Raw genomic sequence first — 19440 nt, 5'->3', positions numbered from 1 at the left:
GTGTGTCGAAAACCGATCGGCTCGACCGCGGTTCGCACGACATCGGTCATGCCGGAGCTGTCCGGTGCGCGGCCTCCGGGTCAGGGGTGTGTGATCCCTGCGCGCAGCTCTGCGACCTCTCGTCGCAGCCTGATCAGTTTCAGGCGGCGATCCACCTGCTGGATGCCTCGACCCGTCCTGCTGTACTGCTGGTAGAGCCAACGAACCACCACGAGAACCACGTGCCAGCAGATCGTGCAGATGACGATGAACGGCAACTCGGACAGCCCCGGGAGTCGCACGAAGACCAGGATGATCAGTCCCAGGGCGATGAGCGTGACCTGCAGCTCGAATGTCGTGCGCATCATCCAGGCGCCGAGCCGGGCCAGACGGTTGTTTCCCGGTTTCATGGCCTCGGCCAACACGTCCTTCCGCATCAGGGTGAAGCTGCATCCCCAGAAGAACCTGATCCACAGGACGGTCGGAACGTAGAACAGCACAACCTCCCAGACCGTGGTCACGTTGTGCGCGAGATGCCAGGTCAGGGGAATCGGGCTCAGGGCCGCGAGGAGGGTCACGATGATGAAATGTCGCATCAGCAGCTTTCGTCGTGTGTGACCCAGAAGTGCTTCCCGACCGGGCTTTGTCTTCCTCTCGTCCCGGCCCTTCTCACCCGGACGGTGCTCACGGTCTTTTCCCAGTTTCCGGAGGCGGGCCTCGGCTGCCTCGACACCCTTCTGGCAAAGGGCCGCCTCCTGCTGGGTGGAGCGCGCCAGACGCATCCGTTCGTTCTCCAACGACCGGCTCCGGATCGCAATCATGAAACCACAGGTGAACACCCCGCCGACGGGTATGGTGAGCAGGAGCGGGGCGCGTTCCGTGATCCAGGGGATCGCCAGGGTGAGCACCATCCCCGTCAGGCCCGCCAGCATCAGGACGACTCCCTCCCGCATCTGCTGGAGGGCGATCTGCTCGTTCGTCACGTGTACGTCGCGATCCGGGCTGCGGCTGCCCTGGATCGAGAACGCGATGTAGAGGGAGGCCAGGAGAGCGAGCGGCACGGGGAGCATGATCGCCAGCAGCTGGGCGAATCCATCGGTAGCGAGCTGTTCCCACGTGCGGGTGATCTGTCCCAGCAGGGCGGCGGAGTTCGGCAGACCGCCGAAAACGGTGAACTGCTGAATCGAGGACGCGACGATGACCAGCACCGTGGTCAGAACGAGAATCCCGAGGCTGAACAGGAAGGTGAGCCCCCAGTGTCCTCGGGAAATGCTGCGGATCCGCGAGTGGGTGGGGGAAGTGACCGCGAGGTTGCTCTCTTGCGTGGGATCCGATGCGCGCCGTGAGGATCCCGAGGCGGTGGTCGATGTCGTCGCTGGTTCCCCCGGGGTGGGGGCCTGGTCGGTGACGGGCCCAGCGGGTCGTTCGGGCGGTTCACCGGGCAGCGGCGTGGCGACGGGGTCGGCTGTCTCGGGTCGGGCCTTCTCCGGGGGAAGGGGGTCAGCGACCTCCCGGGGCTTTCTCGGTACCTCGTCGTTCCCGGACGGTTCGGACAGTTCGGACGGTTTCGACGCATCACCTGAACGTGCTCTTTCGTGGTGTGCGCTGTGGGAAGCGGCCGTGGCCGGCTCGACGGGATCGCCCGGTCGGGCCCTCGCGGGCTCCTCCGCCCCGGGCAGTGGCTGCGTTTCGATGGGTTTCTCGGCCAGTTCCGCGGATCCCTCCGGGCCGGTCGCCGAGATTTCCGGCTCCTCCTCCCCGCGAGACGGTCCGGACTTGTCAGGGGAATGGGGCGGGGACGACGAGACGTAGGCCGGGGTCGCATCGGTCAGCGTCCCGCGTCGGGGCTCCCCCTCGCCGTCATCGTCGGCCTGATGTGCAGGCGGGCGTGCCAGGAGCGCTGCGCGCTCGCCGACGGAGGCCAGGAGCCGGCCATTGGCCCTCGTCGGTCCGCCCGGGGAGTCAGGTGAATCGGAACGCGAGTCGCCCGATCCGGTGTCGGGGCGTTTCGGGATGGTGGAGAGGGACCTCTGGGGTGCTGCGGTCCCGGCCAGCTCCGGCCACATGGTCGGCGGCGGCGCGAACGGGGACGGCACGGGTGGGAAGGTGCTTTTCCGGGACTCCGGCCAAGCGTTCTTGAGCGGCGCCCTGTCCCGGGGAGCGGGCAGCAGGGCCTCCTTCTCCCGCGACGACTCTCGCGGCGCAGCGGGCTGTGCGACGCCCCCGAGCACCTCCCGTTTCGGTGACGGGGCCGGGGCCGACTCCTGGTTGTTCGTGTTCCCATGTCGTGTTTTGGCCATGTCCGCTCCGGTCTCCTGAACTGACGGCACGATTGGACATCGTTCACAACACTCTACGTTCTGGCTGCGCTGAGACCAGACCTGCCTGTCACAAGGGGTGTCGCGGAGCACAGCGGGGTGTCCCGCGGGAATTCGCGGGTTCTGCCGATGCGGCCACCGGGTCAGGGGATGCGGCGGGTCCACTCCGGGGTGGCGAACTTGCTCTTCACCAGTTCCGCGGCGGCCGCGAGCTCGTCGTCGGTGTAGTCGCGGCGACGCGTGGAGTAGCGGGACTCGAAGTGCTGCAGGAAGGAATCGATGATCTGGTCGCGGGGCAGCCGGGTCTGCGAACGCAGCGGATCGACGCGCTTGTTCGCCGATTTCGTTCCCTTGTCCGACAACTTCTCCCGGCCGATGCGCAGCACCTGGAGCATCTTGTCCGCGTCGATGTCGTAGGCCATCGTCACGTGGTGCAGCACCACGCCGCTGGTCAGCCTGCGTTGCGCCGCGCCCGCGATCTTGCCCTTGTCGGAGGCGATGTCGTTCAACGGCACGTAGCGGGCCTTCACCCCCAGCTCCGCAAGAGCCCCCATCACCCACTGGTCGAGGAACTCGTAGCTGCGTTCGAAACTCAGCCCCTCCACCAGGGAACCCGGAACCAGCAGCGAATAGGTGACGCAGTTGCCCGGCTCCATGAACATCGCGCCACCACCCGTGATGCGCCGCACCACGTTGATGCCGTGACGTTCACGCCCCTCCTCGTCGATCTCGTTGCGGTAGCTCTGGAAGGAACCGATCACCACCAGGGGCCGGTCCCAGTCCCAGATCCGCAGCGACGGGCCGATCTCGCCGCGGGCCATGCGCGCCGCCAGCACCTCGTCTAGGGCGACGTGCAGGCTTGGATCGAGGGTGACCGGACCGATGACGTCGAAGGTGTGGTCGTCCCAGTTCGTGGCGTGTCCCAGCGCGCGGCGCACCGCGATGCCCACGGCCTCCGGGGAGAAACCGAGCAGCCGCGCGTCCTCCGGCAGATGGGATTTGATGGCGGCGGCCAGATCGGCGACCGACGAGGTGTGGGGCAGGCCGGTCAGCGCCCGGACGATGTCGTCGAGGGATTCGTCGGGTTCCAGGAAGAAATCCCCGGAGACCACCACCCGGGACAGCTTCCCGTCGACCACGTCGAGGTCGACCGCCACCAGTTTTCCATCCGGTACCTTGTACTCGCCATGCATGTAGGGGAGCCTACGGGAGATCAACGGATACGTGGCGTCATCGCGTCCGTGGGACCCATGAACAACGTTTGTCGCAATCCTGCGACGAACGGGCCGCGCGACGCCCGGAGCCGACAAGCTTGAGTCATCAAGTGAGAAACAAGTTCTTCCAAGGAGCAGCCGTGAAAACCATCCTTACCCGCACCGCCCTCGCCGTCCTCGCCGTTGCAAGCCTCGGGTTCGCCGCCTGCTCCGCAGGCGTGGAGGCCACACCGCAGGACGCCTCGATCAACAACGGCGGTTCCCAATCGGCTCCCGTCCAGACCAATTCCCCGGCCTCCCAGCAGTCGGAGAGCAGCGACGACACAGCCGGCGACGTCAAGGTCGGGTCCGGTGGCGTGACCGCTCCGGGTGTCACGGTGGGTTCCGGTGGGGTGTCGGCTCCGGGTGTCACGGTGGGTCCCGGTGGTGTGACCGCTCCGGGCGTCACGGTGGATCCCGGTGAAACCTCCAGAAGCTCCGACTCCGACGACAGCAACGAGAACGCTCGCTCCGTCGACTGCAACAAGGACCCCGTGGTCAAGGACACCGGCTCGGTGGTTCGTTTCTCCGGACACTGCGACTCCATCACCGTCGATGCGACGGGAGCCGTCGTCTACTACGAGTCCGTCGGCAGGCTGACCATCAAGCAGACGGGGGCCGTCACCCAGGGCGGTGACATCTCCCGCCTCGAGATCAGCGGTTCGAGCAGCAGCGTCACCGTCGACGGTGACGTCAAGGAGGCCTACCTCTCCGGCGTCGGAAACGCCGTTTCCGTCAGCGGAACCGTCGGGAAGGTCAGCGACACCGGAACCGGAAACGCCGTCAACTGACCTCCCGCAACCCTGCCCACCCGTAACCGACCCCGATTTTGGGTGGGTGGGTGTTCTACGACTATCTTTCACCCGGCACAATGTGCTTGCTCCCTAAACCAGTCACCCCCTGGAGACACCATGAAGACCAACCTGATCCGCATCGCCCTCGCCGCCACCGCCGTCACGGCCCTGGGGTTGAGCGCCTGCTCCGCAGGTGCCGAGACCAAACCCGCAGGGAACACCCAGGCGGTCACGACCACCCAGGCGGCCAGCAACCCGCCTGCCGGAGCCACGGCCACCGCCAGCAACGGAGGCGACGTGAACGTCACCGCGAGCGCCAGCGGCTCTGATGACAAGAGCAGCGCTGAGAACAAGAGCGACGGCGGCAAGAGCGACAGCGACGACAAGCCCTGCGTCGGGGACCCGAACGTCTCCGCCAGCAACGATGTGGTGACCCTCAGCGGACACTGCGACACCATCAAGATCACCGGGAGCGGCAACCAGGTCACCTTCGAGTCCGCCGACAAGGTGATCCTCTCCGGCGGCAGCAACGTCGTCGTCGGTCAGGAACTCGACGACGTGGAGATCACATCCAGCGGCAACAGCGTCACCGTCCCGGACGACCTCGACGAGGTCACGGTCAGCGGCAGCGGCAACACCGTCTCCTCCCAGGGCGTCGAGAAGAAGAACGACACGGGCAGCGGCAACACCATCTCGTGAGCTCGGTCCTGGTCGTCGACGACGACCCCATGATCCGCGACCACCTCGCCCGCACCCTGGAGCGGGCGGGGTTCGTCGCGTTCACCGCCGCCGACGGAGTGGCGGCCCTCGACGTGGTCGGGAAACAGCACCCCGATCTGATCGTCCTGGACGTGCTGATGCCCCGCGCCGACGGGCGGGAGGTGCTGGCCAGGTTGCGCAGGGGAGGGGACTGGACCCCCGTGATCCTGCTGACCGGTGTCGGGCAGTCCGGCACCCGCGCCGACGCCCTCGAAAAAGGGGCCGACGACTACCTCAACAAACCCTTCGACCCCGCCGAGCTGGTGGCCCGGATCCGGGCGGTCCTGCGGCGGGGCCAGCTGGGCCGGACCCTCACCCACGCCTCGCGCATCCGGGGAGGCGGCCTGGAGCTCGACCGGCTGGCCAAGACGGTCACCGCGCGGGGTCATGCGGTGCAGCTGACCCCGAAGGCCCTCGCGCTGCTGGAGTACCTGATGGTCCACCACGGAGAGACCTTCAGCCGAGACCACCTCCTGGAACAGGTCTGGGGGGTGGAGTTCGCGATCACCACCCGCGCCGTCGATCATCGCGTCGCCGAACTCCGCAGGGTGCTGGGAGCCCGGGGACTCGAGGTCATCGACACCGTTCAGGGGGTCGGGTACCGTTTCCACCCCGAGGTGCGCGCCGCGTGAGGAAACCGGTGTGGGCCTGGGCGGTCGCCCTGATCGGGGCACTCGTCGCCGCCGGGATGCGGGTCGCGGGGGCGACCCAGATGTTCAAGGTGGGCGTCGAGCTGTGGGCACTACCACTGCTCGCGGGGGCGAGTGTGCTGGTCGCGGCGTTGACGCTGAGGTGGCGCCGAAGCAGGAACGGCCGGGTCCTCGAGGAGGCCACGGAAGGCGTCAGGGCGGAGGCCAGGGAGGCCCACCGCACCTTCGTGGGGCGCCTCGACCACGAACTGAAGAATCCCCTCATGGCCCTGCGCGTGGGGCTCGGAGAAGTGCGGGACCCGGCGCTCGCGGAATCCATGCGGGCGCAGGTCGACCGGTTGGCGTCGCTGGTGGCGGAGCTCCGCAAGATCAGCGAGATCGACTCCTACCCGGTGGCCGACGAACCGGTGGACGTCGCGGAGGTGGTCTCCGAGGTGATCGAAACCGTGGTGCCCGGCGACCGCGAGGTGGTGGTGGCCCTCCCCCGGGCCCCGCGTCCCCTGCCCCCGGTGCGCGGCGACCGTGACCTGGTGTTCCTGGCCATCTACAACGTGGTGGGCAACGCCGTGAAGTACTCCTCACCGGGGGCGACGCTGGAGGTGCGCGGCATGGAGGATCGCGGGCACGTGGTGGTGGACGTCTCCGACACGGGACGCGGCATTCCGGCCTCCGAGGTGGACCAGGTCTGGGGTGAACTGGCCCGCTCCAAGGAGGTCCGGCACATTCCCGGCAACGGCCTGGGATTGCCGATGGTGGCGGCGGTGCTGCGCAGGCTCGGTGGTTCCTGCGAACTGAGTTCCATCCAGGGCCGGGGAACCACGGTCAGGATGCGCCTGCCGCTGCTCTGACGGGTGCGGCGGAGGAGCCGGTGGTGCCATGCTGGAACCCCGAGAACGATCACGAGAAGGAGCAGGCGTGAATCCCTCCGTCCCGCAGGAAGTCCTGGACTACTTCATCGACGAGCTCCCGGCGGAGCAGGCCGGCGAGGTGCGCGACCGGCTGGTGGGGGATCCCGGCGCATCGGGGCAGGTGCTGGATGCGCTGCTGACCGTGCGGGAACCGGCGCCGATCCCCGGGGGGATCACGGAACGGCTCGACGAGCTGCTGGCCGCTCGTGCCGCGTCGCTTCCCCGCCAGGACGCGGAGGTCCTGGAACCCTGCGGCGATTCGGGTTTCGCCCGGCACCTGGTCATCTGGCGTGGCGACCTGACCCGGCTCGCGGCCGACGTGATCGTCAACGCCGCGAACTCCCGGATGCTGGGGTGCTTCATCCCGGGACACGCGTGCATCGACAACGCCATCCACCGCGTCGCAGGTCCCGCCCTGCGGCTGGCCTGCCACGAACACATCCGCGCCCGGGGGCATCCGGAACCCACGGGAACCGCGACTCTCACACCCGGATACCACCTGCCCGCGCGATTCGTGGCCCACACCGTCGGTCCCGTCGTCGAGGCAGACGCCCCCTCGGAACGGGACGCCGGGCTGCTGGCCTCCTGCTATCGCAGCATCCTCGATGCCTGCCACGGGCGCGGCCTGTCCACGGTGGGTTTCTGCGCCATCTCCACCGGGGTTTTCGGCTATCCGAAACGTGACGCGGCCGTCGTGGCGCTCACCACCATCCGCGACTGGCTGGCCGGGCATCCCGGCACCACCGTCCGGCCGATCGTCAGCGCCTTCACCGAAACCGACCTGGCCATCCACCGGGAGGCCTTGACGGAGGTCGACCGGTGAGACCCAACACTCCCCGCGAACTGGTCCCCGGGCACCTGACCCGCACCGAGGCCGTCGAATGGTTCCACGAGGCCGACCGGGTGTTCATCGGCGCCGGCGCCGGGCTTTCCGCCGCCGCCGGATTCGACTACACGGACCAGGCGCGTTTCGCCGAACTGTTCCCGGCCCTGAGAGGGCTCGGGTTCAAGGCCCGCTACGAAATGATCGGGCAGCCCCTCCCACCCGGCCTCCAGTGGGGTTTCTGGGCCGTTCACACCTCGGACATCCGGTTCGGGAGGGAACCCTCGCCCCTCTACCGGAGCCTGCGGGAACTGGCGGGGGAGCGTGACTGCTTCGTGTTGAGCTCGAACGTCGACCAGCTCTTCATCCGCAACGGTTTCGATCCCGGACGGCAGTTCACCCCGCAGGGCGACTACGGGCTCTACCAGTGCCTGACCCCCTGCACCCGGCAGGTGTGGGAATCCGAACCGATCATCCGCAGGGCCCTGGAAAGTTACGACGAAACCACCGGCGAGACCTCCGCGGTGCCGGCCTGCCCCAACTGCGGAGGCCCGGTCAGCCTCAACGTCTACGCGGGAAGCTGGTACATCAACGACCATTTCCTTCCCGGCGCCGATGCGGCGAACGCCTGGCTGGCGGATGCCGCCCGGGGAGACGAGAAGGTGGCGGTGATCGAGTTCGGGGCCGGGTTCAACACCCCGGCCGTGGTGCGCTGGCCCGTCGAGGACATCGCGGGGACGCTGCCCAACGCCCGGCTGATCCGAATCAACCCGGGACACCCGGGGGTGCCGGAACGCCTCGCCGGGATCTCCGCATCCCTCCCGGTGGGAGCCGACGAGGCGATCGAAATGCTGACGGGTGGATGAATCGGTTTCACGGAGGCTTGTTCAGAGCCTTTCCGAAGTTGGTTGAGCCGGACCGCGACGAAGGAGCAGGCCGCCTCAGCCGGCTCCCACCCCTCGAGGCCCTGACCACGACCCCCTCACATGCATCCCTGACCAAGGAGTGCAGCGGCGGCTGCCCCGCCTGTGAACAGGTCTCCCGGTACAAGCCGCACTCCCTTGCGGCGCTGTGCTCATCGACTCATCGCAGAGTTGGCTCAGGGAATTCGCGAGTCGCGAGACGTCGTTCACGGGACACCTGCTCAGCCGTTCGCGCGGATCGCTGGGGGAGCTTCTCGACCGTGTACGCAACCCAGCCTGATCTTCTTGCGGTCCGGGTCAGGTTCAGGCCGAGGTCCTCCAACCAGGAGCGCAGATCGTCGTCATTCTCCAGACGAGGCAGGTGGTAGGAGATCTTCTTCTGCTCGCAGGCGATGATCAGCAGCCCGTCATCGGTCATGAGGCGCCTCAGTTCACGCAGAGAATTGTCCAGGTACGCCCAGTGGAAATGGGTCTGGAAAGCACAGATCAAATCGAATGAATCTCCCGGATATCCGGTGTCCTCGACGTCCTTCCGGTCGAAGAAGACTCCGTTGGTCCTGTTCCTTCCGGCCTGCGTGATGGCCTCCTCCGAGATGTCGATTCCGATGATCCTGCTCCCCGGGAAACAGCGGTGGAGCAGTGCCGTTGAAGCGCCGTTGCCGACACCGGTGTCCAAGATGTTCTCGAAGGACCGCTGGGGCAACTGGGAAAGTGCCCATTCGGTCATGGGCAGATGGGTCCTGTTCCAGAGCCTCATCATCCACACGCCGATCCGCCCCGTGGGGTGCTCGGACTGCGCTGCCAGATGCTTCAGAAGCAGCCGACAGGCGATCAGAACCGCAACAACGGTCGAAATGATGATCATCGGGACACCCCTTCCCTCCGCTCTGCTCGCCCGATCGTGGCGAGGGAAGCGGGTGTCGGCCCGGTGACGGCAAGCGGCCCGGCCGACCCGATCACGTGACCGACCTCTGTGATGGAAGCATGGCCGCCGAGCATGGTCATGACGCCTGGAACCTCGCCTTCGGTGGCACAGGGATTGATAGCTGTGGCGAGCTGGCGAAATGCCAGCCGTGTGGGCGGATGCTCCGTCACGCGTCCCACCCCGCCGAATGCTGTTGTGACGATGTCATCAGCCCCCACTACCTTTCTGTCGGAAATCTCAAGACCTCGAAGACTTCATTTCAGCCACTCCTTCAGGGCGTCCGGTCATGGCGACCGGCGAAGCCGGTTCACTATATAGATCTTCCGGATCGTCTGCAATAAAAGTGCGCACTGAATCTGTCAGCTCCCGGATTTCAGGTGATTCCCCTGCAAAGGACTTCTGATCCGTTCTTTTCCTGGGCTGCGTCACGCCCGGGCCGCTGAAGTGGCGAGACGCCGAGACCCGGGGTCATCGCTCACAGTTGTACGCCCTTCCGCGCCTTACGCCTCATGCTGGTTCAAAGGTGCTCCTCCAGGGCGGCGCTCAGCCGGGTCATCGACTCGATCAGCTCGCGGCGCTGCTCCGGGGTCCAGCCGGACAGGAGGTCGGCGAAGAAAGCAGAGGCCCCCCTGCGGATCTCGTCGCACACCGTCTCCCCCTCCTTGGTCAGGGTCACGATGCTGGCCCGCCGGTCGGTGGGGTCGGTGTGGCGTCGGGCGAGCCCGGCGCGTTCGAGGTGCTTGACCTGGGCGGTCATCGTCGAAGGGTCGACGGCCTGCCACTCGGCCAGCGCGGACATCCGCGCCGGTCCCGTCGCCGCCAAATGGGACAGCAACCAGACATCGGTCTGGGCCAGGTTGCGGACGTTGGGGTGCATGGCGTTTCGCAGTCGCATCCGGCTGGCCAACCGGATGAGCCCGGAGAAGAGCCGGTGGAGATCGGCGACGGTCTCGTCCGCGTCGGTGCGCATGGCCTGCCTCCCGGGTTGTCCTCGCACAAATAGTTGGTAGCATCAAAGTAAATCATCGATCCGTTCCGGAATCCAGCGAGGAACCATGACCACCTCACCCGCCATCCACACCGCCGACGAGGTGCTGAGCGCCGCCGGGGTCGACCCCGGGACCGGGCTGTCCTCGGCGGAGGCCGCCTCGCGCCTGGCGAGCCACGGCCCCAACGAGCTGCGCTCCCAGCCGCGGGAGGCCGCCTGGCGGCGTTTCCTGAAGCAGTTCGCCGACCCGCTGGTCTACCTGCTGTTCGGGGCCATGGCCATCTCGCTGGCGGCATGGGTCCTCGAAGGAGCCAGCGGCCTGCCCATCGACGTCGTCGTCATCCTGCTGATCGTGCTGGCCAATGCCATCCTCGGTTTCGTGCAGGAGAACCGGGCCGCCGACGCCGTCGCCACCCTGGCGGACATGACGGCTGCCCGGGCGACGGTGCTGCGCGACGGCAAGCTGGTGACGCTACCCGCCGCCGACCTCGTGCCCGGCGATGTCCTGGTGCTGGGGGAGGGCGATGCGGTGGCCGCCGACGCGCGCCTGATCAGCGCGTCCTCGCTGCAGGTGCAGGAGGCATCGCTCACCGGCGAGTCGGAGGCGGTCACCAAGACCGTGGCCCCGCTTCCGGAACTCGGATCCCTGGGGGACCGACACAACATGGTGTTCAAGGGCACCGCCGTCGCGCGCGGCGTGGGACGGGCCGTCGTCACCGGCACCGGCATGGACACCGAGATGGGGCACATCGCCACCCTGCTGGACGAGACGACCGACGAACCCTCCCCGCTGCAGCGCGAGATTGCCCAGATATCCAGGACCCTGGGCGTTCTCGTCATCGGCATCGCCGTTGTGGTCATGATCGTGGTCGCCGCCGCCAACGGCGTCTCCTCCTTCCACGAGGCCGTCGAGATCCTGCTGCTCGGTGTCTCCCTGGCGGTGGCCGCCGTGCCGGAGGGCCTGCCCGCGATCCTGTCGCTGGTGCTCGCCATCGGCGTGCAGGCCATGGCGCGCCGCAACGCCGTCATGAAGGACCTCCACTCGGTGGAGACCCTCGGCTCGGTTTCCGTGATCGCCTCCGACAAGACAGGCACCCTCACCAAGAACGAGATGACGATCCGCGAGATCGTCACCCCCTCCGGGCGGGTCGAGCTGACCGGCACCGGGTACGAGCCCGTCGGGGAGGCCGTCATCACCGGCGACGAGGCCCGGACCCGGGTCGAGGCCGAGCGCACCCTCGCGGCGGGCGCCCTGGCGAACAACGCGCAGCTCGCCGAGGTCAACGGCACGTGGGAGGTCCAGGGCGACCCCACCGAGGCGGCTTTCCTCGTGGCCCAGCACAAACTCGACGGCGTGCCCGAGCGGATCGGGGCGTGGGAACGCATCGGCGAGGTGCCGTTCACCTCCGAACGCAAGATGATGTCCGTGCTCGGGCGCCGCACCACCGACGAGCACGTGCGCCTGTTCGCCAAGGGAGCCCCCGACGTGCTGCTGGAGCGTTGCACGGCCGAACTGGTCGGCGGCGACATCGTGCCTCTCAGCGACGAACGCCGCGCCCGGATCGAGGCGGACATCGAACGCCTGAGTGCCGAGGGCTACCGCACGCTCGGCGTCGCCCGCCGCCGCGCCCTCGAACAGGACCCCGCTACCTTCACGGAGGACGCCGAACGCGACCTGGTGCACCTCGGCGTCGTCGCCATCATCGACCCGCCGCGGCCGGAGGCCATCGAGGCCATCGCGGAGGCACACCGCGCGGGCATCCGCACCGTCATGATCACCGGCGACCACCCCGTCACGGCCGCCCGTATCGCCGCCGATCTCGGCATCACGGAAGGGGCCTCCCGGGCGCTGACCGGTCGCGAGATCGAATCCATGGGGGAAGAGGAACTGAACCGGGCGGTCCGGGACGTCGACGTCTACGCCCGCGTCTCCCCGGAGCACAAGCTGCGGATCGTCGACGCGCTGCAGGCCGGCGGGCAGGTCGTCTCCATGACCGGTGACGGCGTCAACGACGCCCCCGCCCTGAAGTCCGCGGACATCGGGATCGCGATGGGCATCACCGGCACCGAGGTCACCAAGGAGGCCGGGGAGATGATCCTCGGCGACGACAACTACTCCACCATCGTCGCAGCCGTCAGGCAGGGCCGCGGAATCTTCGACAACATCAAGAAGTTCATGCGCTACCTGCTCAGCTCCAACATGGGTGAGGTGGCGACGGTGTTCCTCGCGGTCCTGCTCGGCGGGCTCATCGGCCTCGCGGATCCCGCCAACCCCGCAGCCGCCGTCGTCCCGCTGCTGGCCACGCAGATCCTGTGGATCAACCTCGTCACCGACTCCGGACCTGCCCTCGCGATGGGTGTCGACCCGGAGACCGACGACGTCATGAGCCGCGGCCCCCGCAAGTTGACCGACCGGATCATCGACGCCCACATGTGGCAGCGGATCATCGGGGTCGGCTTGGTGATGGGACTGTTGGCCCTGCTGATCTACGACCTCACCCTGCCCGGTGGCCTCGTCGGGGGCCTGGAGGGTCTCGCCACCCCCGACACGCAGTTCGCGGTCGCTCGCACCACCGTGTTCACCGCCCTGGTGTTCATGCAGCTGTTCAACGCGCTGAACTCCCGCTCCGATACCGGAAGTGCCTTCACCCACATGTTCAGCAACGCCTGGCTGTGGGGATCCTTCGCGCTGGTCACGGTGCTCCAGGTGCTGGTGGTCGAGGTGCCGTTCCTGCAGTCGGCCTTCGGTACGGCGCCGCTGGACTGGATCCACTGGGCCGTCGCCATCGGCGCTGGCCTCGTGGTGCTGCTCTACGAGGAGGCGGGCAAACTGCTTCGGCGCACCTTCACCGTTGCTTCCTGACCCGAAGCCCGGTCGAAGAATTCGATCGGGCCCGGGGTACCCATGCCGGTCCGTCTACTCCACGCCGACCCGGGACCTCAGGTCGAGGAACAACTCGAAGAGCCCCTTGGTGATTCTCGTTCCGGCGTTGTACTCCTTGGGGCACTCGCGGCTGGTGAATCGTCCTGGGTCTTTCCCGTAGGCGTGAATTCCTATGACGAAGGCGCCGTCGGGCATGTAGAGGGGCGACCCGCTCTGGGCGGAGTAGGTGTCCATCGAGTAGCAGAGTTGGTTGCCCCGGCTCACCGCCACCGTTCCGCCCATGCCCCAGAGCTCTCCGGGATTCTTGTCGTAGGGGTATCCACGCAGTTCGGTCTTGGTGTCCTTGTACTCCCCGGAACGCCAGGCGAAACCGAACCAACCGCTCTGCTCCCCGAGCCGTTTGTCGAGCTTGACCAGCCCCCAGTCGAGCAGAGGGCTTCCTTTCTTCGTCCAGGAGACGTCGGTCCAGGTCTGAACCGCTTTCGCCGTCTCGAACGGGCGTTCGGAGCCGTTCGCTCCCGGGCTGAACTCCAGTCCTGAGAACCACTCCTCGCGCTCGTAGCTGTACACGCAGTGCCCGGCGGTGGCCAGCGTGTCCGCTGAGATCATCCAGCCCGTGCAGTGGGGCTTCCCGTCCTTGGTGATGTAGACGATGGCTGAGTTCGGATAGGTGGTGGTGTCGGTGAACTGCACCCGACCGTCCCCGGCGATGACGCTTCCGGGAGCGGATTCGACCGAATCCGGTTTGTTCCCGGGAACGGAATCCTCAGAGTCTGCCGAATCGGCGGCCTCCGCGTTGTCGGGTTGCCATGATAGAGGATCCCCGGCGGAATCGATGCCGATCGGTGCCACCTCTGTCGTCTCCATGTCCGGGTCGTCATCCGCCACGGCGGGAAGGGCCGGGGATGAGGCGGTCAGCAGGGCAACGGTTACCAGTAGCGCCTTGGCCACTGATGTAATTGAATTTCGGAAATTTTTCACGTTGATCAACCTCACGTCGGCACATGCGCAATGGTTTGGCACTGCGACGCTAGGCGTTGACGAGTGTGAAGTCAAGAAAGTCTTTCGGGGCGGGTCAGGTCTCTGTGGCGCCGCTGTGTCCGGCGGTCCCTCCAAGCGGACACGGCGAGCGCTTCGAGGTGGGAGGTGCGTGATGCGGAAATCCCGTGCGGCGGGACGAAGCACGCGACGCGGGTGCGTCGGGATTCCGTCGGGCATGTGGCCGCGGCGGATCCATGATGTTTATTCACAGGATGCAGATTGAGCTTGCCTTCCCGCCCAGAGCACCCCGCAGTCCGCTTGCTTACCTGCAGTTCGCTTGCCTTCCTGACGGGAACGCTTGTCTTGTGGTTGAACGCCAGCACTATAGTGCTGGCGTTCAACCACAAGACAAGCGTTGTGCGGGGAGCACCCCAGAGGGGGTCTAGCTTGACCGATGTTCTGTGAGGAAGCCTCGTGGTCGCCCAGTGGGCTGGGGGTTGACCGGGTTCCGCGACACTCAACACCCACATTCGCCTCACAACCCATGTTGAAGTGGGTTGAGTGCTGCGGAACCGCGATTCTGCTCAGGACATCTGCCCCGGCCGACAACGAATAGGAGCGTCCCACCCAGCGTCGTCCTGCGATTTGCTGGTCTTACCGCAGGTTTACTGGGCTTATTCACGTTTGCCTGCGCTGCGAAGCCAGCAAACATGAATAAACCCAGCAAAACACGACTAGGGCCAGCAAGCCGCGGGGTCTTCCCTGGATGTATAAGCCCAACCTTATGGGTAAGCCTCAATGTATGGTCGCGTGGAAGCTTCTTCATAGGACGTTGGACTGGTCGGGTCAGCTTGCGGGAAGGGAAGCAGGCCAGCCGAGGCCCTATGAATAAGCCTCCATGATTTTGTATTCAACAATTCGTGGGAGTATTGGAAAGCGCGAGGCGCCGGCGGTGATTGCTCCGGCGAATCTGATTGGAGGTTGCGATCCATCGGCAGGGGGCGTTGGCTCTGACGGTTCTGACTTTCGTGAGTTCCGCAGGCTTCTTTCTCAGGAAGCTTATCAACAGCCTCTTCGAAACTGGTTGGGCCGGACCGTGACGGAGGAGCGGTCCGTGTCGAAACCACCAGGGCCAGGGGTTTTGAGGCGGCCAGCTCGCAGAGGGGTAGGCTCGGCCGGTTTTCACCCTTCGGGATCTTGGTTACAACCTCCTTGCCAGAGGAATGTGTCGGCCGGCGCTTTAACTGTGAATGATCCTCAGGGTGTCGAGTAAAAGAGTTTCAGAGGAAAACCAGGCAGCTGTCATGAACAGTGCTGCAAGTCTTGTCCGTGATCAGGTGTGATGGGTAAGTTGTTCTTCTCGTTTTCTGTGTGGCATCTGTGCGGGGGAGGCTGCCGGGATGGTTTCGTCTCGACGGGTGCCGTTATGCTTGGGGATGCCGTGCAGGTTGCCCGACGAGGGGCCCGTGGTGGTGTGAGTCGCTGCGAGACCTCCGGTCGTGTCGTCTCCCCTAGGGAGCGCTCGCAGGGGTTTGACTAGGTGTTTTGCCCCCCTGACAACTCAACAGGGTGTTGTTGCGGGGGTCTGTGGGGCGGAGCGCTCGCAGAGGCTGGTAAAGTTCCTTGTCAGGCCCGCCTTCCGAGGCGAGCCATTGTTTCGGTCTTCCAGACCGGACTTCATTGAGACGCATGGTCATCTGTGGAGGACTCCCAGGCGCCGAGATGCATTGTTTCGGTCTTCCAGACCGGACTTCATTGAGACCCCGTCATCAGGGTGAGGATCTCAGGGGTGAGTGCACTGAGGCTTATTCATGGGGTGTAGGCGAAGATGAGTCCGGTGACGGCTTGTATTGTGGTTTCGAAGGTGTTGTAGGGGCGGCGGTAATCGGTGTGGAGGACGCGCTAGGTTTTGAGGTTCGCGATGACACGCTCAATCAGATAACGGACACGGTTGATGGTTGTGTTGTTTCTTTTATCGGTGTCTGTGAGTTCACCATGGACGGGTTTCTTGGTGGGGGTGATCATTCCCAACCCGACATAGCCTTTGTCCCCAATATGCATCGCGGCATCAAGGGTTGTGAGGAATCCGGACTCTGTGATGGCCTTCGCATCATGAACACTGCCCGGCAGAGGTGGGGAGATCCAGGCGAGGTGTCCGGCCAGGGTGCAGGCCACCTGCAGGTTCACCCCCGTCGTGCGGTGTTTGCCTGAGTACAGTTCGGGGTGCTTGTACCACGACCAGCAGGACACCAAGGGTACCGTCGATGATGTACTGGCGGTCCGGGTCGAGGATCTTCCACCTCAGGTATCCAGGCTTGGAGGGCTTCGGTGATCAGGGGGGTGTAGACGGCCACCACTCGTGAGATCGTGGCTTGGGAGACCGTGTGGATGTCGGCCAGCAACTTCTGGGTGAGATTGTGCCTGAGCGTCAGGAGAGTGACCTGGATGCAGCGGAACAAGCCCAGGGTACGGGACCCTGCCGGGGGAAGGTTTCCGGAACGGGATGTGTGGATCAGTTCGCACAGGTCAAGGATCTGGTCACGGTCAAGGCTTGTGGTAGTGTTCATGGCAGCGGCCTGTCTTTCACCTGAGAGTCTTTGTGGTAGGACGCTTTGATTGTCTCAGATCGGGCAAGCCGCCCTCGCGTCCCCCTCGGGTAAAGCGTTAGTTGGGGGAAGCTCAAAACACCCCTATGAATAAGCATCATTCTGACAAAGCCTCAAGCTCTAGAAACCTAGAAACTTCAGCGCATTCCCCGGCCACCGCGCCGGGCCATTGGGGCGGTCATCCTCAGTTCTTCTCGGCGTTGACTAGGTCCGGGGGTTGCCAGTCAATGGTTCCGCGGATCATGCTGCTGAGTTCGATCGGATAACTGTCGAGCTTGGCGGCCAGTAGGGAGTCCCTCAGTGTCGTTGTGCAGCCGATATACACCGAGTCGTGGTAGATCGGACATGCCGTGACAAAGCTGCGGTCTTGGGGCAGGATCATCAGCGGGCATTGCTGCACTGGTATGGGGAGATCGCGGGTAAGCCATGACAGCGGCTCGTGGATCAAAACGACATCCCGCGGGATGCCCGGAAGATCGCCTCTGCTGTCCGGGATCAACGACAGGTGACGCACGAGAGGCGGCACCCACGCCGGCACGTCCAAGGGCGCGCTCGTCATGGTGCTGTTCTCCCCGTAGCCCTTCCAGAGGGCAAAGTAGCACTCACCGTCCCGTCCCTGCGCAAGAGCATCGACGAGCGTCCCTGCCGTCTGGTCGGACAAGTCCCCGTATGGAGCATCCACCAGCTCCGGCGCTCTGTCGCAGATATGTTCCCAATACACCTCCCCGTCAATCTCTACGGAATCGACGACGTCCTTCCAGAAATGCCACCGCCCCGCGGCGCCACGGACTGGAAGCAGGACTCGCACTGCGCACTCGTGCTCCTCGCCCACCAGATCACTTACCCGCACGATCGCACCTCCCAGCGCACACCCTCATACCCTGAAACCATAGGTCACGATGTCATATGGATACTCCGCATCCAGCGAATCGATATGGTAGTAGACCTCTACTGTCACAAACACTGAGGCTTATTCACAGGTGGGGCGCCGGTCAGCGCAATCTTCTGGCGAGGGGTTGTGGCCAAGGTCTCGGGGGACGGTAACCGGTTGAACCGGCCTGCTACTTCGTCGCGGTCCGGATCAACCAGTTTCGGAGAGGCTGTGAACAAGCCTTCAAGTTTCGTGAGAACCACCCCTCCTGCTGGGGCCAGCGGATGCGATTCAATTTGTTTCCCGATGTGATCCTCCAAGTTCACGACCCGGCGTCTCGGGCGGAGTACGCGTCAGCGGCGGCGACCCGTCAGAGCCAGCAGTCGGGTCTGGCGGTCAGCGGTGCCGGGGACCTCGACGGGAGGTTTGCAGATTCCCTCCCGGTACAGGACCTCACCCCACGACCGGATGCAGGTCTCCAGGAGATCCAGCTCTGCGGATGTGAGATCGAGGTCGTTTCCGAAGGCCCGGTGGATGTCCCAGGCGTGGATGATCAGGTCGAAGCAGTAGAAGCTCAGCAGCGTGTCGGCCAGGGTGGTCGGCCCGAAGAAGGAATCGTAGGTGGCCAGGAACGTTTCCTCGTCGGCTGCCGCTGACCTCACGGCGGCCGCGTGCGCAGTCCAAACCTCGTGTGGCACGCCCTCCGGGCGAGGACCCAGCTCCAGACCTTGCTTGCCGAAGACGTCGCGCTGGGTGTCGACGACGTGGTCGAGGACTTCCTTCGCGGTCCACCCCTCGCAGGGACTCGGGCTCTCCCAGCAATCGGCATCGAGGTTCGCGATCCGCCGGGTGAAGGTGTCGACGTGGCCGAGGAATTGCGTGATTCGGGTATCCATGGACGCTAGTGTGATCGGCGGAGAGGGAGGAAGTATTGAACGAATACGACACATCCTTCCGGGAACGGGCCCACCTCGCCGGCGACCGCGGCTTCAGTCCACCGGTGTACCGCTTCGCACCCCGGGCCGGCCTGGCGGACGTGGTGCGGCGTTTCTGGGTGCCGGTGTGGGATCTCGCTCCCGGACGGGAGTCGATCCAGCGAGTCCTGCAATACCCGGTCTGCCTCATCACGGTCGACGCTGATCACGCCAGCCTGATCGGCCCCACCAGCGGGCTCGCCACCAAGAGACTCACCGGCCGGGGCTGGACCATCGGGGCGATGCTGCAACCCGCCGTCGGGCGACAGCTGATCGGGGCGGACGTCTCAACCCTGGTCGACGGGCAGATCGACCTCCAGAACTCCACCCTGGAGGAGGTTCCCCGACTGGTTGCCGACATCCGGGCCAGCATGACCCACCCCGATGACCCGGCCGCCCGGGAATCCGCCATCGCGGTGATGGAAACCGCACTGCGGAAACTGGCCCCGGTGGATCCCGAGGGCCTCGCGGTGAACACCATCGTCCGCACCGTCGAGAACGACCCCACCATCCAGCGGGTATCCCAGATCTGCGAACGCTTCGGCATGAACGAACGAGCGCTGCAACGCCTGGCGGCGAAACGAATCGGACTGACACCGAAATGGCTGATCCGCCGCAGGCGGCTCCACGAGGCGTCCTGGCAGCTATCCGGGGAGAAGGCCCTCGCGGACCTGGCAGCCTCCCTCGGATACTCCGACCAGGCCCATTTCCAACGCGATTTCCGGTCGGCAACCGGAATCACGCCGGCCACCTATGCCCGGCAGCGCGGAACCGAATGACCTCCACGCCGCCCCGCGCGGATCA

The 19440-nt window shown here is 65.6% G+C and carries 16 protein-coding genes; 8 read left to right on the top strand and 8 right to left on the bottom strand.

The annotated features are described in order from the left end of the window. Positions 1-80: 80 nt before the first annotated feature. Both E0E39_RS11530 and lplAB read right to left on the bottom strand, forming a co-directional pair. Positions 81-2279: a hypothetical protein gene (locus tag E0E39_RS11530; protein ID WP_130874871.1), complete on the bottom strand. Its 2199-nt coding sequence runs from the start codon at positions 2277-2279 to the stop codon at positions 81-83. 161 nt (positions 2280-2440) lie between these two features. Beyond that, positions 2441-3490 carry a lipoate-protein ligase LplAB gene (lplAB, locus tag E0E39_RS11525; protein WP_130874870.1) on the bottom strand — a complete coding sequence of 350 codons (1050 nt, stop codon included), beginning with the start codon at positions 3488-3490 and terminating at the stop codon, positions 2441-2443. A gap of 161 nt (positions 3491-3651) precedes the next feature. Between lplAB and E0E39_RS11520 the strand changes: the two genes are divergently transcribed. From E0E39_RS11520 to E0E39_RS11495, 6 genes are all read left to right on the top strand, one after another. Next, positions 3652-4341, top strand: a complete 690-nt coding sequence (locus E0E39_RS11520; protein ID WP_130874869.1) for a hypothetical protein — start codon at positions 3652-3654, stop codon at positions 4339-4341. A gap of 120 nt (positions 4342-4461) precedes the next feature. Next, complete coding sequence (locus E0E39_RS11515; RefSeq protein ID WP_130874868.1) at positions 4462-5043, top strand: DUF3060 domain-containing protein; 582 nt, start codon at positions 4462-4464, stop codon at positions 5041-5043. After that, complete coding sequence (locus tag E0E39_RS11510; protein ID WP_130874867.1) at positions 5040-5735, top strand: response regulator transcription factor; 696 nt, start codon at positions 5040-5042, stop codon at positions 5733-5735. The genes E0E39_RS11515 and E0E39_RS11510 overlap by 4 nt, the downstream gene beginning before the upstream one ends. Continuing rightward, positions 5732-6601: a sensor histidine kinase gene (locus E0E39_RS11505; RefSeq protein WP_130874866.1), complete on the top strand. Its 870-nt coding sequence runs from the start codon at positions 5732-5734 to the stop codon at positions 6599-6601. The genes E0E39_RS11510 and E0E39_RS11505 overlap by 4 nt, the downstream gene beginning before the upstream one ends. Before the next feature lie 67 nt (positions 6602-6668). Beyond that, a complete protein-coding gene (locus tag E0E39_RS11500) occupies positions 6669-7484 on the top strand; it encodes a macro domain-containing protein (protein WP_130874865.1) in 816 nt (271 codons plus the stop codon). Then, entirely contained in the window at positions 7481-8350 is an 870-nt protein-coding gene (locus tag E0E39_RS11495; RefSeq protein WP_130874864.1) for an NAD-dependent protein deacetylase of SIR2 family, read from the top strand. The genes E0E39_RS11500 and E0E39_RS11495 overlap by 4 nt, the downstream gene beginning before the upstream one ends. A gap of 217 nt (positions 8351-8567) precedes the next feature. Here the strand turns inward: E0E39_RS11495 and E0E39_RS11490 are convergent, their stop codons facing one another. After that, on the bottom strand, positions 8568-9272 hold the full coding sequence (locus tag E0E39_RS11490; RefSeq protein ID WP_130874863.1) for a class I SAM-dependent methyltransferase: 705 nt from the start codon (positions 9270-9272) through the stop codon (positions 8568-8570). Between the two features lie 577 nt (positions 9273-9849). Further along, positions 9850-10302: a MarR family winged helix-turn-helix transcriptional regulator gene (locus E0E39_RS11485; protein WP_130874862.1), complete on the bottom strand. Its 453-nt coding sequence runs from the start codon at positions 10300-10302 to the stop codon at positions 9850-9852. Between the two features lie 85 nt (positions 10303-10387). Here E0E39_RS11485 and E0E39_RS11480 point away from each other — a divergent pair, with 85 nt between their 5' ends. Next, entirely contained in the window at positions 10388-13183 is a 2796-nt protein-coding gene (locus E0E39_RS11480; RefSeq protein ID WP_130874861.1) for a cation-translocating P-type ATPase, read from the top strand. A gap of 54 nt (positions 13184-13237) precedes the next feature. Here the strand turns inward: E0E39_RS11480 and E0E39_RS11475 are convergent, their stop codons facing one another. The 4 genes from E0E39_RS11475 to E0E39_RS11460 form a co-directional block, all read right to left on the bottom strand. Beyond that, the gene (locus E0E39_RS11475; RefSeq protein WP_165444763.1) at positions 13238-14155 is read right to left on the bottom strand and encodes a trypsin-like serine peptidase; all 918 of its coding nucleotides are present in this window, start codon (positions 14153-14155) and stop codon (positions 13238-13240) included. A gap of 1932 nt (positions 14156-16087) precedes the next feature. Beyond that, the gene (locus E0E39_RS11470; protein ID WP_207302482.1) at positions 16088-16435 is read right to left on the bottom strand and encodes a transposase family protein; all 348 of its coding nucleotides are present in this window, start codon (positions 16433-16435) and stop codon (positions 16088-16090) included. 540 nt (positions 16436-16975) lie between these two features. Beyond that, on the bottom strand, positions 16976-17599 hold the full coding sequence (locus E0E39_RS11465; protein ID WP_130874859.1) for a hypothetical protein: 624 nt from the start codon (positions 17597-17599) through the stop codon (positions 16976-16978). A 416-nt stretch (positions 17600-18015) separates the two neighbouring features. Further along, positions 18016-18558 carry a TIGR03086 family metal-binding protein gene (locus E0E39_RS11460; protein ID WP_165444762.1) on the bottom strand — a complete coding sequence of 181 codons (543 nt, stop codon included), beginning with the start codon at positions 18556-18558 and terminating at the stop codon, positions 18016-18018. Positions 18559-18593: 35 nt separating this feature from the next. Here E0E39_RS11460 and E0E39_RS11455 point away from each other — a divergent pair, with 35 nt between their 5' ends. Further along, positions 18594-19415: a helix-turn-helix domain-containing protein gene (locus E0E39_RS11455; protein WP_130874857.1), complete on the top strand. Its 822-nt coding sequence runs from the start codon at positions 18594-18596 to the stop codon at positions 19413-19415. The last annotated feature ends 25 nt before the right edge of the window (positions 19416-19440 follow it).

Source organism: [Pseudopropionibacterium] massiliense (assembly GCF_900607225.1).
Lineage (GTDB): Bacteria > Actinomycetota > Actinomycetes > Propionibacteriales > Propionibacteriaceae > Arachnia > Arachnia massiliensis.
The sequence above is the reverse complement of the archived record's forward strand: the minus strand, read 5'-3'. Positions and strand labels throughout refer to the sequence as shown.

Coding starts and splice junctions, on each gene's coding strand:
- lplAB (WP_130874870.1), bottom strand. CDS start 3,490: ATGCATGGCGAGTACAAGGTACCGGATGGAAAACTGGTGGCGGTCGAC.
- E0E39_RS11530 (WP_130874871.1), bottom strand. CDS start 2,279: ATGGCCAAAACACGACATGGGAACACGAACAACCAGGAGTCGGCCCCG.
- E0E39_RS11480 (WP_130874861.1), top strand. CDS start 10,388: ATGACCACCTCACCCGCCATCCACACCGCCGACGAGGTGCTGAGCGCC.
- E0E39_RS11460 (WP_165444762.1), bottom strand. CDS start 18,558: ATGGATACCCGAATCACGCAATTCCTCGGCCACGTCGACACCTTCACC.
- E0E39_RS11515 (WP_130874868.1), top strand. CDS start 4,462: ATGAAGACCAACCTGATCCGCATCGCCCTCGCCGCCACCGCCGTCACG.
- E0E39_RS11485 (WP_130874862.1), bottom strand. CDS start 10,302: ATGCGCACCGACGCGGACGAGACCGTCGCCGATCTCCACCGGCTCTTC.
- E0E39_RS11490 (WP_130874863.1), bottom strand. CDS start 9,272: ATGATCATCATTTCGACCGTTGTTGCGGTTCTGATCGCCTGTCGGCTG.